Source organism: Beijerinckiaceae bacterium (genome assembly GCA_004564215.1).
Classification (GTDB): Bacteria; Pseudomonadota; Alphaproteobacteria; order Rhizobiales; family Beijerinckiaceae; genus Methylocapsa.
This window is the reverse complement of the sequence record CP024846.1, coordinates 1,122,772-1,138,188: the sequence shown is the minus strand read 5'-3', so window position 1 is coordinate 1,138,188 and position 15,417 is coordinate 1,122,772. Positions and strand designations below refer to the sequence as shown.

General features: G+C 59.5%; 14 protein-coding genes and 1 pseudogene. 8 read left to right on the top strand and 7 right to left on the bottom strand.

Going from position 1 to position 15,417, the window contains the following annotated elements; genetic code table 11:
* Positions 1-8: 8 nt before the first annotated feature.
* Positions 9-404, bottom strand: a complete 396-nt coding sequence (locus CU048_05340; GenBank protein QBR70797.1) for a polysaccharide synthesis protein GtrA — start codon at positions 402-404, stop codon at positions 9-11.
* Positions 401-619 (bottom strand): hypothetical protein, encoded by a 219-nt coding sequence (locus tag CU048_05335; protein QBR70796.1) that lies wholly within the window; start codon positions 617-619, stop codon positions 401-403. Before CU048_05335 ends, CU048_05340 begins: the two co-directional genes overlap by 4 nt.
* A gap of 87 nt (positions 620-706) precedes the next feature.
* Here CU048_05335 and trxB point away from each other — a divergent pair, with 87 nt between their 5' ends.
* From trxB to CU048_05310, 5 genes are all read left to right on the top strand, one after another.
* Positions 707-1,687 (top strand): thioredoxin-disulfide reductase, encoded by a 981-nt coding sequence (trxB, locus tag CU048_05330; protein ID QBR70795.1) that lies wholly within the window; start codon positions 707-709, stop codon positions 1,685-1,687.
* A 27-nt stretch (positions 1,688-1,714) separates the two neighbouring features.
* Positions 1,715-2,602, top strand: coding sequence for a LysR family transcriptional regulator (locus CU048_05325; GenBank protein QBR70794.1), 888 nt, complete (start codon positions 1,715-1,717; stop codon positions 2,600-2,602).
* A gap of 121 nt (positions 2,603-2,723) precedes the next feature.
* Entirely contained in the window at positions 2,724-3,074 is a 351-nt protein-coding gene (locus CU048_05320) for a DNA-binding protein (protein QBR70793.1), read from the top strand.
* A 94-nt stretch (positions 3,075-3,168) separates the two neighbouring features.
* Positions 3,169-4,668 (top strand): phosphomannomutase/phosphoglucomutase, encoded by a 1,500-nt coding sequence (locus CU048_05315; GenBank protein QBR72681.1) that lies wholly within the window; start codon positions 3,169-3,171, stop codon positions 4,666-4,668.
* A gap of 14 nt (positions 4,669-4,682) precedes the next feature.
* Complete coding sequence (locus CU048_05310) at positions 4,683-5,720, top strand: hypothetical protein (protein ID QBR70792.1); 1,038 nt, start codon at positions 4,683-4,685, stop codon at positions 5,718-5,720.
* A 51-nt stretch (positions 5,721-5,771) separates the two neighbouring features.
* Here CU048_05310 and CU048_05305 read toward each other — a convergent pair whose 3' ends face one another.
* From CU048_05305 to CU048_05295, 3 genes are all read right to left on the bottom strand, one after another.
* Entirely contained in the window at positions 5,772-6,530 is a 759-nt protein-coding gene (locus CU048_05305; protein QBR70791.1) for a hypothetical protein, read from the bottom strand.
* Positions 6,531-6,635: 105 nt separating this feature from the next.
* Positions 6,636-8,279, bottom strand: a complete 1,644-nt coding sequence (locus CU048_05300; GenBank protein ID QBR72680.1) for a DNA alkylation response protein — start codon at positions 8,277-8,279, stop codon at positions 6,636-6,638.
* Between the two features lie 118 nt (positions 8,280-8,397).
* Positions 8,398-9,651 carry an SAM-dependent methyltransferase gene (locus CU048_05295; GenBank protein QBR70790.1) on the bottom strand — a complete coding sequence of 418 codons (1,254 nt, stop codon included), beginning with the start codon at positions 9,649-9,651 and terminating at the stop codon, positions 8,398-8,400.
* 245 nt (positions 9,652-9,896) lie between these two features.
* Here CU048_05295 and CU048_05290 point away from each other — a divergent pair, with 245 nt between their 5' ends.
* Positions 9,897-10,436: a hypothetical protein gene (locus CU048_05290; protein ID QBR70789.1), complete on the top strand. Its 540-nt coding sequence runs from the start codon at positions 9,897-9,899 to the stop codon at positions 10,434-10,436.
* 76 nt (positions 10,437-10,512) lie between these two features.
* Here CU048_05290 and CU048_05285 read toward each other — a convergent pair.
* Positions 10,513-10,629 (bottom strand): annotated as a pseudogene (locus CU048_05285) (SAM-dependent methyltransferase).
* A complete protein-coding gene (locus CU048_05280; protein QBR70788.1) occupies positions 10,626-11,633 on the bottom strand; it encodes a UDP-glucuronate 5-epimerase in 1,008 nt (335 codons plus the stop codon). Before CU048_05280 ends, CU048_05285 begins: the two are co-directional and overlap by 4 nt.
* A gap of 256 nt (positions 11,634-11,889) precedes the next feature.
* Here CU048_05280 and hemA point away from each other — a divergent pair, with 256 nt between their 5' ends.
* The gene (gene hemA, locus CU048_05275) at positions 11,890-13,185 is read left to right on the top strand and encodes a 5-aminolevulinate synthase (GenBank protein QBR70787.1); all 1,296 of its coding nucleotides are present in this window, start codon (positions 11,890-11,892) and stop codon (positions 13,183-13,185) included.
* A 96-nt stretch (positions 13,186-13,281) separates the two neighbouring features.
* The gene (locus CU048_05270) at positions 13,282-15,390 is read left to right on the top strand and encodes a DNA ligase (NAD(+)) LigA (protein ID QBR70786.1); all 2,109 of its coding nucleotides are present in this window, start codon (positions 13,282-13,284) and stop codon (positions 15,388-15,390) included.
* Positions 15,391-15,417 lie beyond the last annotated feature (27 nt).

Here is a 15,417-nt window from a genome sequence, read left to right as displayed (position 1 = left end):
GTCGGATCCTATTGGGGTTTGCTGTCCGATTTGAATGTCCACATCCGGTGAGCCGCGAAGCTCCAGAGCATGACGATACCCGTGGTCGCGACTTGCGCCGGGAGATAGGGAATTCCGGCGCTGCGGACAAATAGGGACATGAAGACATAGGTTAGCGCGAAGCCGACCACGGCCACCAGGAGGAAGCGAGAGGCCGCCGTCTCATGCCGCAGGTCCGAGTGAAAGACGTGCCGGCGATTTAGAATATAGGAAACAGTGCCGCCGGCCGCAAAACCCATCAAAGCCGCGGCAACTGCGGAAATGCCTGCCCATTCAACAAGCCCGATCAAAAGGGCGTAATGGACAGCCGTGGCGATGAAGCCAACCACGACAAATGAGGAAAACTGGTGCAGCAGGCGAATCATGCCGTTGGAAACTGCCCGGCTGTGCCCGTGCGGCGGCAAGCGGAGGCGATCGCTGTTGCCGGTGGCCCAAATTGTTTTCCAAAAGGCTTCATGAGGTTCCTGCCGCGCTGCGAAAGCCTTGTCAGGCTTTCGGCTTTGCCGTGACGATCTTGCCGGTTGGCATGGTTCAAGGGGCGCCGGCGAAGCGAAAGGTTGCGGTCAAGCAAGCAGATCATATATCTCTGAATGACAATTTGTCCGAGGGATCGGCTAGGTCTACGCTGTAGCCCTTCTCTTCTAGACCCTCTTCGCACGAGGCCCCAATGCCAGCAACCCCCCGGTCCAACACCCCTTCGCACGCCAAAATGATCATCGTCGGGTCGGGGCCGGCTGGTTATACGGCTGCCATTTACGCGGCGCGCGCCATGCTGGAGCCGGTTTTGATCTCGGGCTTCGAGCCCGGCGGTCAGCTGATGATCACCACGGACGTCGAGAATTATCCCGGCTTCGCCCTACCCATCCAGGGGCCCTGGTTGATGGAGCAGATGAAGGCACAGGCGGAGCATGTCGGGACCCGCATGGTGTCGGATCATATCGTTCAGGTCGATCTCGGCCACCATCCATTCCGGCTCACGGGCGAAAACGGCGCCTATACCTGCGACACGCTCGTGATCGCGACGGGGGCCAAGGCGCGATGGCTCGGAATCCCGTCGGAAGCGGCTTTCAAGGGCTATGGGGTCTCCGCCTGCGCGACCTGCGACGGATTCTTTTACCGGGGCAAGCCGGTCGTTGTCGTGGGCGGCGGTAATTCGGCGATCGAGGAAGCTTTGTATCTCAGCCATATCGCCAGCGAGGTCACACTTGTGCATCGGCGCGACTCGTTTCGGGCCGAACGAATCCTTCAACAGCGTCTGATGGAAATGCCGAACGTCGAACTTATTTTCGATCACGTCGTCGACGAGATCCTCGGCGAGGGTGAGCCGCGTGGTGTCACTTCAGTCAGATTGCTAAACGTGAAGACGGGCGTCACGCGAGACCTTCCAACGCATGGGGTTTTCGTGGCGATTGGCCATGAGCCGGCGTCCAATCTATTCAAGGGTCAGCTCGAGATTAAGCCTAATGGTTACATCCGGACCGTGCCTGGCTCGACCGCGACGAGCGTGCCGGGAGTTTTCGCGGCCGGCGATGTTGCCGACGATATTTATCGCCAGGCGGTGACCGCGGCCGGCCTTGGCTGCATGGCAGCGCTAGATGCCGAACGGTGGCTCGCGGCGCAAAACGATACAAGAGCGGCGGCCGAATAAGAAGAGCCGTCGAATGGGGGAGCGAGTTTGGATTGGGACAAGTTGCGGACTTTTAGTGCGACGGCAACGGCAGGGTCGTTTACTCACGCGGGGGAGGTACTGGGCCTCAGCCAATCCGCGGTGAGCCGTCAGGTCAGTGCTCTTGAACAAGACCTCAAAGTCCCTTTGTTCCATCGCCATGCGCGCGGCCTCATCCTGACCGAACAAGGCGAGCTTTTGTTGCGAACGGTGCGCGAGGTCATGGCTAAGCTCGAAGCGGCGCAAATGGAGCTCAACGAAAGCCGCGAAAAGCCGGACGGGGAGCTACGGATCACAACCACGTTCGGGATAGGGATCGGCTGGCTCACGCCGCGTCTTGGTCCGTTCCTCGAGCTTTATCCCGACATCAAGGTGGAGGTGATCCTCGCCGACGAGGAGCTGGACCTCGGCATGCGCGAGGCCGATGTCGCCCTCCGGCTGCGCGAACCCTCGCAGCCCGATCTAATCCGGCGGCATCTCTTTGCGGTGCATTATCATCTCTATGCTTCGGCAGAATATTTGCGCCGGCATGGCCAACCGCATTCGCTCGACGAGCTCGCCAACCACCGGCTGCTTGCCTATGCGACGACGTCCACGAGTTTCCTGAACGATCTCAATGCGCCGCTTTTCGCCGGCCGAGACGGCAAGGATCGGGTCGCGGCGATGTCGGTCAACAATATCCCGGCTTTGCAGCGCGCGGTGGAAAGCGGCTTGGGGATCGGAGTTCTGCCGGATTATTTGAACGAACCCGAAAGCGGTCTGGTGCAATTGATGACCCACGCGGTCACGCCCACCCTCGATTGCTATTTCGTTTATCCCGAAGCCATGAGAAATGTCGCTCGGGTGCGGGTTTTTCGTGATTTCCTCGTTTCGAGCGCGCAAAGGTGGCACTATTGAGCTTGCCCCGGCGGTGGGGCCGTTGTTTTCTCGGGCGTCGCAAAGCTATAATATCATTTGTGCGAGCCATTCCTCATTGATGTGAACGTTTTTATTCCGTCCAATCAGAAAGGAAGTTGCTATGCAATTCCTCCGACTGACAATTCTTGCACTTTGCTTTTGCGCGACCCCCGTGCTCCTGACACCCGCATGGGCGCAAGCCGTTCAGCCCTCGGCTCCCAGCCAGGCCAGTCCCGCTCCGGCGCCCAAACCCGACAAGGTTAAACCAAAGGCCGCGGCGACGCAGCTCCTCGATATAAATACGGCGAGCGAAGATGAACTGCGCGCCCTCAAAGGGGTCGGCGACATCCGCGCCGCCAACATCATCAAAAATCGTCCCTACAAGGGGAAGGATGAACTGGTGCAAAAGAAAATCATTCCGGCCGCAGTTTACGCCGGGATAAAAGATAAGATAATCGCCAAGCAACAATGATGGGTCGCAAATGAATGCCCGCGCCGAACCTTGTTTGGCGCGGTTTTTGGCGACCTTCAGCGATCGTGTCGAACTCCCCAGCCAAGGACGATTCATGTTTCCGAAGCCCGTGCCGCGACTAGAGATGAATACCTACGCCTATGAAAGCACCCCGATGGTGAAACCGACGGGTTTTCGTGAATATGACGCGCGGTGGCTTTTCGAGAAGGAGATCAATCTCATGGGCGTGCAGGCCTTGGGCCTGGGCCTTGGCACACTTCTCCATGAGATGCGCATTTCGCCGGAAATCGTCACCGGCCATGATTTTCGCGCTTATTCGGCCTCGATCAAATATGCCTTGATCACCGGTCTGCTGGCGGCGGGGGTCAAAGTCCATGATATCGGCCTCGCTCTGTCGCCGATGGCCTATTTTGCGCAATTCGACCTCGATGTGCCGGCGGTTGCGATGGTCACCGCCTCGCATAATGACAATGGTTGGACCGGCGTGAAAATGGGTGCGCAGCGACCGGTCACTTTCGGCCCGGAGGAAATGGGCCGCTTGAAAGAGATCGTTCTGGAAGGACGATTTCGCTACGCCGATGGCGGCTCCTATCGGTTCGTGGAAAATTTCCCGGCGCGCTACATCGCCGATCTCACCAACCGGCCAAAAATCAAGCGCAGACTGAAGGTGGTCGCTGCCTGCGGCAATGGGACCGCCGGGGCCTTCGCACCCAAAATCTTGGAGCTGATCGGCTGCGAGGTCATTCCGCTCGACGCCGACCTCGATTTTACCTTCCCACACTACAATCCAAATCCAGAAGACCTTGAGATGCTGCATGCGATGGCCGCGAAAGTGCTCGAGACCGGCGCCGATGTGGGGCTTGGGTTCGATGGCGATGGCGACCGCTGCGGCGTCGTCGATAATCGCGGCGAGGAGATTTTTGCCGACAAGATCGGGGTGATGCTCGCGCGGGATCTGTCAAAACTCTACCCGAATTCGACGTTCGTGGTCGATGTCAAATCCACTGGCCTTTTCGCGACCGATCCGCAGCTTCTCGCGCAGGGCGTCAAAGCCGATTACTGGAAGACCGGCCACTCTCATATCAAACGGCGGGTCACCGATCTCAAGGCCCTCGCGGGGTTTGAAAAGTCAGGACATTTCTTCTTCAACGACCCGGTCGGCCGTGGCTACGACGATGGCATTCTGACGGCCATCCATGTCATTGAAATGCTCGACCGCAATCCCACAAAATCGATGGCCGAGCTTTATGAAGAACTCCCCAAAACATGGGGCTCGCCGACCATGTCGCCGCATTGCGACGACGAAAAGAAATATGCTGTCGTCGACAAGGTCACCGAGCGCTTCAAAGCCATGGAGGCCAAGGGCGAAACGCTGACCGGCCAAAAAATCCGCGATATCGTCACGGTCAACGGTGTGCGCGTGACGACGCAAGACGGCACCTGGGGTCTTGTCAGGGCTTCATCGAACAAGCCCGAGCTCGTTGTTGTCGTGGAAAGCCCGAAGTCGGAAGCAAGGATGCGGGAAATATTTGCGGCGGTGGATTCCATTCTCCGGGAAAACCCGGAAGTGGGCGCCTATAATCAAACCATATAGGGGGCGTTTGTCCAATGTCGGCGGCTAGCCTCAAATGGCGGATGAGCGCAATTTGTCTGTTGACGCTGTTTGCCTGCGGAGCGGCAGAAGCCGAACCTCAGGACAATGACGCCGACGCGTTGCCGATCGCGGACTGCGACAAGGCGTCAAAATTGCCTCTGCCGAAGGTGGAGGTCCCGACCCCTGCGGAGAGAGCGGCGCTGAAGGGTTGCGACTCCGAAGCGCTGTATTTTGGGATCGGTATTCCGAGGGATCCGGCGCGCGCGCGGCAATGCGCTTATGTCGAGCGCGAAGCCTCCGACAATGGCTGGCCGAATTTGTTCTCCGGCACGGGCATGCTGATGACGATCTATGCCAACGGCATCGGAGCTCCGCGCAGCTTCGATCTCGCGTTGAAATTTGCCTGCGAGCTTCAAGGCGCGCCGGCGGAGGAGCAAGGCTGGGTCGCCCATCTGGAAAAATTCAAGAGGGAACATTGGCGCGGTCAGGATTTCAGCCCGTGCGAGGATATCACTAGCGGCGCCGCCCAGGGTGCCTGTGCCCAGCATGAAGCAAGGCTGGCAGAGGAAACGCGCAAGGAAAAGCTCGCATCCCTGATCGCCGGCTGGTCCGAGGGAGAACGCCGGGCCTTCGCGACCCTTGAAAAAGCCAAGAATGCCTATGTCCAGGCGGAGGCGGATAATGAAGTCGATATGTCGGGCACTGCACGCGGGGCGATGTATGTCGAGGCTGAACAGGCGGAAGAAGACCGTTTTCTCGCAATTCTGCAAAGCCTGATCAAAGGCGAGCCTCCGGCGTCCCCAAAGGAACGCTTCGCGGAAGCGGACGCAAAGCTCAACGCTCTTTATGGAAAAATCTTGAAGACGAAGGACAGTTCCGCGCGGGGGACGGTCACTAAGGACGGGATCAAGGCGACCCAGCGGGTATGGCTGCGCTACCGCGATGCCTGGGTCGCCTTCGCCAACGTCAAATTTCCTGCGCTTGCGCCGGAAAATTTGACGACAGCTTTGACCTCCGACCGAATCAAGCTTCTCGAAAACTTCGTCGATTGATTTAGAGCGAGCCAAGGCGAAGGAAGGCCGCGGTACCGAACCGTTCCCGCCTCAATTGGCCGCGTAGCGCGCCCTAGGGTCTCCCTGAAAATTATAAGAACCGATATGGGCCAGCTTGCCTTCCGTATCGAGCCATATTTTGCCGCCGATGTCGCGCCATTTTTGGCAAAAGCCAAAGTCCTCGCTGACGTAGGCATTGGTTTCCTTGTCGATCAAGCAGTCGAACAGGGCATAGTTTTCCTGGCCGGTTGCGTTGGAATAGGCGTGCGCGCTGCGGTACCGGGTTTGCGGATAGGCCGCGATCATCCGTTCGACGACCTGTCGCTGCAACAGCATGAAGCCGCCCCCACAGTAAATAGCAGTGGCGAAACGCCCGTCGCGTTCGAGGCCGGGTCCGACACAGAGCGTGCCGACATAGAACAATGGCGCGGCATGAAACGGCTCAAGGACCGTCGCTGCCCGTTTGATCGCAGCGTTATTCCAGTCAATGACTTTCAAGGGATAAATCCCGGCGACAAATTCACGATTGAAGTTGAGCATGTGATAGACTTGCTCGGCCTCGAAGCTGATGTCGGCGTCGATGAACAGCAAATGCGTCGCGGTCGGCGTGTTCAGGAATTGGGTGACGAGCGTGTTGCGGCTGCGGGTGATGAGCGAGTCATGGCCAAGCAGCGCCAGGGTCGTGTCGAACCCCGCCAGGCTTGCGAACTGAACCAGGCCGAGGACCGACTGCATGTAATGTTGGGACACCAGACCGCCGAAACAGGGGGTGGCTATAAAGACAGATGGGCGTTGTGCGGTTTGGGTCATGCCTATCCTGACCGGCGCTCCCGGTCACGGACCGTGAGGCACCGACGCGTGGGGTTCCATCACGGAGGGTCTAACGATCCAAGCCTGCGCGAAGCCTGCGGCTCGTCACCCGATCGAATCCGGCAGGACACGGGAGAGAACAAGCGTCCGAATCGATTTCAAATCGCAGGCACCCCAGGTCGCGTGGGGTGAGCCTTGGAGGCGCGTTGCCGCGTAAGTCTCCGTCAGGCTGGTGTTTGCATCCGCAAGGGCGGACAGCGCCCCCAATCGGGCGATTTTTTCAGCGATGATACGCGCGCTGCCTTCCACATCCTGGCCACCGAAACTGTGCTGGATTTCGGCGGCCGCCGCCTTTCCGGCCGCCCCGCATCCTTTGGCAAGCGAATGGATGACGGCCTGCGATTGATCCGGATTGCGGCTCAGCACTCGCAGAACATCGAGGGCCACGACCGTGCCGGAGCCCTCCCAGATGGCATTCAGCGGCGCCTCGCGATAGAGGCGCGCCATCGGCAAATCCTCGACATAGCCATTGCCGCCGAGGCATTCGAGCGTCTCGTAAATGAAGTTCGGCGCGCTCTTGGTAACGAGATATTTAATCGCCGGGGTCATCAACCGCGCATAGGCGGCTTCAGCTTCATCGATTGGCGCCCGCTCGCAGGCGCGCGTCAGCCGGAAAACCAGCGCGGTATTGGCTTCGCTTTCCAGGGCGAGATCGGCAAGAACCGCTTGCATCGCCGGCTGATCGGCAAGACGGCGCTGGAACACGGTGCGGTGGCGGGCGTGATGGACCGCCTGGGCGAGGCCAAATCGCATCTGCCCGGCGGCGGCGACGGCGCAGTCGAGCCGCGTCCATTGGACCATCGTGATGATGGTCCGCACACCTTCGCCTTCGGGACCGAGGCGCTCGGCATAGGCGGCATCGAACTCGACTTCGGCCGATGCATTCGAGCGGTTGCCGAGCTTGTCCTTGAGCCGCTGAAATCTCAGCGCGTTAACGCTGCCGTCCGGGCGAAATCGCGGAAGAAGGAAGGCTGTCAGGCCTGCGGAAGCCTGGGCCAGCACGATAAAGGCATCCGACATGGGCGCCGACAAGAACCATTTATGGCCGGTAATCTCATAATGTCCGTTTTGCGCGCTCGCCTTGGTTATGTTGGCGCGAACGTCGGTTCCGCCTTGCCGCTCCGTCATACCCATGCCGAGGGTGACCGCCCGCTTCTCGAACCAAGGCTTCCTCGCGCCATCATAGTCGCGGGAAAGAATATGCGGCATCCAGGCCGCATGGATCTCGGGGGCGGCTGCGAGCACGGAGACGCTGGCATTGGTCATGGTGATCGGACACACATGTCCGGCTTCGATCTGTGTCGCCAGGTAAAGCCGCGCGGCGCGTTCGCTGATCCGGTTCTGGCTCGGCACCTTGTTGTCGAAGGCCGAGCAATGCAGACCGGCAGCCATGCTTTTTTGCATCAAGCTGTGATAGGCCGGATGGAAATCCACCCTGTCGCTTCGAGTGCCCGTCGGATCGACAACGTAAAGACGCGGCGGATTCTCATTGGCGAGCCGACCAAGCTGGATCGTTTCCGCCGAACCGAAATCCCGGCCGAAGGCGGCGAGGTCCGCAGCCTCGCAATCGACGCCGGCCCGCCCAAGCGCCTCGCGAAGCGGAAGATCCGTGGTGAAGAGATCGATATTTTCGAATGGCGGCGTTTGATTGAAGGACGCTGCCTCGAAACCACCTGCAATGCTGGGCATGGGCATCCCCTTGAGCCTCATCGCGAAGAGACTTCATTTTCACGATCATGACGTGCGGCGGGACGGCTGCGGCCGCAAATCAGAAACGGTCGCAGTCCGCTTCGGCCCTGCGGGCTCTCTACTGGCCTGCCACGCGCAGGAAAGCGGGGGCGGTATCGAGCTCCCGCAACAGGGCTTCGTTGTGGTTGATATAATCCCGGGTCAGAGGAACCGTATGGAGCTTCTTTGCGAGTTGGATTTGGAACACCACCAGCCCCTCGTACCGGAAGGCGCATTCGGACCCTGCGAGATAAAGCTCCCACATGCGGCAGAAACGCTCGTCGTGGAGGGCCTGAACCGCGGCACGGTGATCTAAGAACCGTTCGCGCCAAGTTTTGACGGTGTCCGCGTAGTGGAGCCGCAGGATCTCGATGTCGGTCACAAAAAGACCGGTGCGTTCGATCGCCGGCATGATTTCCGACAAGGCGGGCATGTAGCCGCCGGGGAAAATATATTTTGCGACCCATGGGTTGGTTGCCGCGGGTCCGTCCGCCCTGCCAATAGTGTGAACCAGTGCCACGCCATCGCCCTCGAGCAAATCCGCGATCTTTCTGAAATAGGATTCATAATGGGCAACGCCGACATGCTCGAACATTCCGACCGAAACAATCCGGTCGAAGCGCCCGTCCAGCTGACGGTAGTCAAGCAAGCGAAAATCGATGGCGCTGGTTAGGCCCAATTGCCCAGCCCGCACCTGCGCAACCTTGAGTTGGGCGGATGACAGGGTGAGGCCGGTGAGACTGGCGTTGCAAAACTGCGCCAGATAAATCGCCAAGCCGCCAAAGCCTGATCCAATGTCGAGGATGGTATGACCCGGCTCGACCAAGAGCTTTGCGGCGATGTGGCGTTTCTTGGCCAGTTGGGCTACTTCGAGATTCTGGCTGTCCCGTTCGAAGTAGGCGCAGGAATACTGCAAATCCTGGTCGAGAAAGAGCCGGTAAAGATTGGTATCAAGATCATAATGATGGGCGACATTGCGCTTTGCGCGCAGGAGGTCGTTGGGGTGGCGGAGGTGGCGAAAGGTCGATCGTGTTTTTTGGAACGCCCGGACCCAAAGGGGGCTCTGCGGGGCCGCCATATTGACCGCAGCGAGCGTCAGAATGTCGAAGATGGTGCCTTGCGTGACATCGATCCGGCCATCCATGTAAAGCTCGCCGAAACGCAGTTCTGGGTCACGAAGGAGCTGGGTGAAGACGGCCTTGTCGTTGAAGCGAAGCGCTAGCTTTTTACCTGAGCCGTCGCCGACGCCAAATTTGCGGCCGTCCGCAGTTTCGATTTCGAGAGAACCTGTTTTGATTAACTCAGCAAAAAAAACGTGAAGCAATTTTTCCATTTTCTTGCATCCGCTGATCCTGCACCGGTTTCGCTAAACTAACGCAAAAGAGGCACTCGTGGAAGCGTGGACCAAGCACGACAATCTCGTGCGCATCAGCACATCCCTCCCCCTTCAGCCGGGCGATGGAACATTCGTCAACGAGTGACGTTCCTTTCCCATTGTCACGCATACATAAACGGCAATGGCACTCGAAAGGTTCGGGTGCCGCCCCCAAACGAGGGCGCTAAAAAACGGAGAATGCTATGAAACGGTTTGGCATATTGATGGCCTCCGCCGCATTGGGCGTAGCTCTTGTTGCGAGCGGTCCCGCTTCGGCAAGAATGGGTGGCTGGCACGGTGGTGGCGGTTGGCACGGTGGTGGCGGCTGGCACGGTGGCATGGGCGGTTGGCATGGTGGTGGTTGGCGTGGCGCCGGCTGGCACGGTGGTTGGAACCGCGGCTGGCGCGGCTATGGTTGGAACCGCGGCTGGGGATGGGGCGGAGTCGGCTTGGCTGGCTTGGGCCTTGGCTATGGCTACGGTTATCCCTACAGCTATGGCTACGACTATCCCTATGGTTACGGCTACGGCGCCGGAGCTGGATTGGCGGCGCTCGCAACCGCCCCGCTTGCAATCGCTGCTGGCGCGACCGCGCCTCTGGTGACCGGCCGCAGCGTCGCAGCCGGCGGAAATTATTGCGCGACTCCGATCAAGACATGCTTGCTGTATGAGACATCATGGGTCGGAAACGGCTGTTCCTGTCGAGTTCCCGGCGGCCGGGCGCGCGGATCCGTGACGCCCTGATTGCGGACTTCCGTTGACAATCGTTTAATACGATAAGGCCGGATTAAAACCCGGCCTTGTTTTTTGAGCGATCCGCGAGAGCGGGATGAGGAAAAGTGGAAACGGGTTTTCCGCCAGCATCCCGCTCTAAATTTTTGGAATCGATCACGTTCATGATTTTGGATTGAGTTAATCCAAAATCATCGTGATCTAAAGGGCGAAATAATCGCGATACCAAGCGACGAAGGCCCTGACTCCCTCGGTCAGGGGAGTCTTCGCGGTAAAGCCCGTCAAGGACGACAGGAGCGAGGTGTCCGCGAAAGTGAACGGTACATCGCCTTGTTGCATCTCCATAAAATTATAAGGGGCGTGCAGCCCGGTTGCAGCTTCGATGGCGGCAACGAAATCCATCAAACTCACGGGCGTCTGCGCGCCGATATTGACGACGCGCCAGGGCGCGACGGGCGATAGGCTGTCCTGGGCGATCTGTTCGGTCCGGTTGCCGACGAAGGGCGGGGCGCATTTGAGCAAGCGCAGCATGGCTTCCACAAGGTCGCCGACATAGGTAAAATCCCGGGTCATTTTCCCGTGATTATAGAGGTCGAGGGGTCGGCCCTCGAAAAGTGCCGCGGCGAATTTGAACAGCGCCATGTCCGGCCGGCCCCAGGGGCCATACACCGTAAAAAACCGCAGCATGGTGATCGGTATTTTGAAGAGATGGCTGTAGGCGTGGGCCATTTCCTCATTTGCCTTTTTGGTGGCGGCATAGAGCGTCAAAGGATGATCGGCCCGGTCGGTCTCGTGGAACGGGACTTTGGGATTGGCGCCATAGACGGAAGACGTCGACGCCATCAGGGCATGCGCCGGCGGAGCCTGCCGCATCAATTCCAGAAGGTTGAACATCCCCACCAGATTTGCGTCAATGTAGGCGCGCGGGTTGTCGAGGCTATAACGAACCCCGGCCTGTGCGGCGAAATGGTAAATCGCATCGAAGCCGCAGCCGTAGATTTCTTGCAATGCAGCAAAATTTTCGAGCATGACCTCATGGCCCGAAAACCCCTGCCTTTGCAGTAATATTTCCTGCCGGCGAAGCTTCAGGTTGCGATCGTAGTAGGGGGTAAATCCATCGATGCCTACAACCTCATGGCCTTCGTCGAGAAGACGGCGGGCCATGTGAAAGCCGATGAATCCGGCGCTGCCGGTGACAAGAATGCGCATCTTTGGGTAGGTACGTTACGTAATTGACGGCCTGCGCGAACCTAGCTAAAGCCTTTGCCACCCGCGGAGACTAAATCCCCTCGCATATTTTTTGGGTTATAGCCACATCTATGGTATGTGCTTTTGTGACCCTCCGCCGGTCGCCGGGTACTTAGTGAAGAGGTAAAAAAACAAAACGACCCTCTTGTGATCATTTAGCCCGCGCGGGTTCGTTGAACGGATCCGCTGCTGCGATCGGAGTTTGGAGACTCTCAATATGCCGTATTCGCGCTTCTTCGATGACGCGATTTCAAAGCTGAAAGCCGAGAGCCGCTACCGGGTTTTCGCGGATCTCGAGCGCAATGCCGAGACTTTTCCGCGCGCGCTTTGGCGGGGTCCCGAGCGCGTCGAGGAAGTCGTTATCTGGTGCTCCAACGATTACCTCTGCATGGGCCGCCATCCGGAAGTGACCGATGCCATGGCCACAGCAGCGATTCGGCATGGAGCCGGTTCCGGCGGCACCCGCAATATTTCAGGGACCAATCATCCGCTCGTCGAACTCGAGTGGGAATTGGCCGACCTCCACGGGAAAGAAGCAGCGCTCGTCTTCACTTCCGGGTGGATTTCCAATCTCGCGACAATATCCACAATCGGCGATCTTCTGCCCAATTGCCTGATTCTCTCGGATGAGTTCAATCATAATTCGATGATCGAAGGCATCCGCCGCTCGAAGGCGGAGCGCAAGATTTTCAGGCACAATGATGTGGCGCACCTCGAACAGCTTCTAAGTGAAGCGGGCCCGGCGCGGGCCAAGCTGATCGTCTTCGAAAGCCTTTATTCGATGCATGGCGACATTGCGCCGGTGGCGCAAATCGCCGATCTCGCCGCCCGCTATAATGCGATGACCTACATGGACGAGGTTCATGCGGTTGGGCTTTATGGTCCGCGCGGCGGCGGTATCGCCGAGCGTGAAGGCGTCATGGACCGAATCGACGTGATCGAAGGGACGCTTGCCAAGGGGTTTGGCACGCTCGGCGGCTACGTGACCGCCAAAGCGGCAATCATCGATGCGGTTCGCTCGCATGCCCCGGCTTTCATTTTCACCACCGCTTTGCCACCGGCGGTCGCCGCCGCGGCAAGAACTGCGGTCCGCCTTCTGAAGCAGACCCAGGGCACCGAGCTTCGCATGCTGCATCAGCGCCAGGCGATGCTCACCAAGCACGCCTTAAGTGCGGCAGGGCTCCCCGTGATTTCGAACCCGTCGCACATCGTGCCCATTCATGTCGGCGACGCGGATCTCTGCAAGCGCGCAACCGATATGCTGCTCGATCGGCATGGCATTTATATTCAGCCGATCAATTACCCGACGGTCGCCAAGGGCGAAGAGCGTCTGCGCGTCACGCCGGGCCCGTTGCATACCGACGCCCATATCGTCCATCTCGTTGAGAGCATGGTGGATGTTTGGCACAGCCTGAAGCTGCCCTTTGGGGAATCCGCGAAGATCGTAGAATTCAAGCGCGAGGGCGGCGACGCCCGCTGCACCTTCCCGGAATTCAAACGCGCTGCCGAATAAGCCTCGTTTGGGCGCTTTGATTTAGGTCAGCCAAATGCCGAAACCCGCGCGGGCGCCACTTCTCGCCGACGCAGGGCTCATGCTAATTTCGGCGGCATGAAGAAGCCGGCCCCCATCGATAGCCTCAGCGCCACGCAAGCGCGCCGCGAACACGCGCGCCTCGGGGAACAGATCGCCGCGCATGACCGGCGCTATTACAGCGAGGACGCGCCGACGATTTCGGACGCCGAATACGACGCCCTACGGCAGCGCTACGAGGCCATCGAGGCCGCCTTCCCGGAGCTTGCCACACCGGACTCGCTGACCAAGAAAGTCGGCGCCACCCCTTCGGAAAAATTCGCCAAAGTCCGTCACAGAGTGCCGATGCTCTCCCTTGGCAATGTTTTTGCCGATGAGGAAGTGACGGATTTTGTCGCGCGTGTGCGCAGATTCCTTGGGCTTGGCGCGCAAGCGCCACTCGAAATCACGGCGGAGCCAAAGATCGACGGTCTCTCCTGTTCGCTGCGCTACGAAGCAGGGAGGTTCGTGGAGGCGGCCACCCGGGGCGATGGCTATGAGGGCGAGGACGTCACCGCCAATGTGCGCACCATCGATGAAGTGCCGAGAACGCTCACCGGCAACGCGCCGGAAATCCTCGAGGTGCGCGGCGAGGTCTATATGACGCACGCCGATTTTGCCGCATTGAACGCGCGCCAGGCGGCAGCCGGCAAAACCCTGTTCGCCAATCCGCGCAATGCGGCGGCGGGCTCGCTGCGTCAGCTCGATCCGTCGATCACCGCCGGGCGCCCATTGCATTTCTTTGCCTATGCCTGGGGCGAGCTCAGCGCTTTGCCGGCGGCGACGCAAATGGAGATGATCGCTGCCTTTAGAAAATTTGGTTTGCCGGTCAATCCGCTGATGGTGCTCTGCCACTCGGCCGAGGATTTGCTCGCGCATTACCGGGAAATCGAGTCGATGCGTGCTTCCCTCGGCTATGACATCGACGGCGTGGTCTACAAGGTCGATAGCCTCGCCTTGCAGCATCGCCTCGGCTTTGTCTCGCGTTCGCCCCGCTGGGCCGTGGCGCATAAATTCCCGGCCGAAAAGGCGACCACCGTCCTGCGCGATATCGAAATCCAGGTGGGGCGGACCGGCGCGTTGACGCCGGTGGCGCGGCTCGATCCGGTGACGGTCGGCGGCGTCGTCGTTTCAAATGCGACTTTGCACAACGAGGATGAGATCGCCCGCAAGGATATCCGCATCGGCGACACGGTGATCGTCCAACGCGCCGGCGATGTGATTCCGCAGATTCTTGGGCCGGTCCTGGAGAAGCGGCCCAAAAGCGCAAAGCTCTATGTGTTCCCCGACGTTTGTCCGGTGTGCGGCTCGGCGGCGGTTCGCGAGATCGATCCAAAAACCGGCACCGCCGACGTGGTGCGCCGCTGTACCGGCGGTCTCATCTGCGAGGCCCAGGCGGTCGAGCGCCTGAAACATTTTGCATCGCGCAACGCCTTCGACATCGAAGGGCTCGGCGACAAGCAGATCGAGCAATTTTTCCGCGAGGGTTTGATCAAGACCGCCGCCGATATCTTCACGCTGGAGGCGCGTGAAAAGGCTGGTGTTCTAAATCTCAAGGGCCGCGAAGGCTATGGCGAAACCTCGGTCGGAAATCTTTTCAGGGCCATCGAGGCCCGCCGCACGCTCCCGCTCAACCGTTTTATTTTCGCGCTGGGCATTAGGCATGTGGGGGAAACCAACGCGCGCCGTCTTGCCCGCTATTTCGGTTCCTTCGAGGTGCTTCGCGCCACGGCGCGGGCGGCGTCGGAAGGCTCGGACGCCCGCGCGGAGATCAACAATATCGAAGGGATCGGCGAGGTCGTGGCGGAGGCCATCGCCGATTTTTTTGTCGAAAAGCACAATGAAGAGGTTCTCGACGCGCTGCTCGACCATGTGAAGGTGGTGCCGATGGAGGCCATTGCCTCGACAAGTCCGGTTGCCGGCAAGACGGTGGTCTTTACGGGCTCGCTTGAGCGCATGACCCGCGACGAGGCCAAGGCCCAGGCCGAGCGGCTCGGCGCGAAGGTCGCAGCATCCGTCTCCCAAAAAACCGATCTCGTCGTTGCCGGACCCGGTGCCGGTTCAAAGCTCGCGAAGGCGGCCGAACTTGGAATTGAAACCATCAGCGAGGAAGATTGGTTAAGGCTGACCGGGCAGGGCGGCGAATAACTCCAAGCAGCACGCGACCGTCGGCCC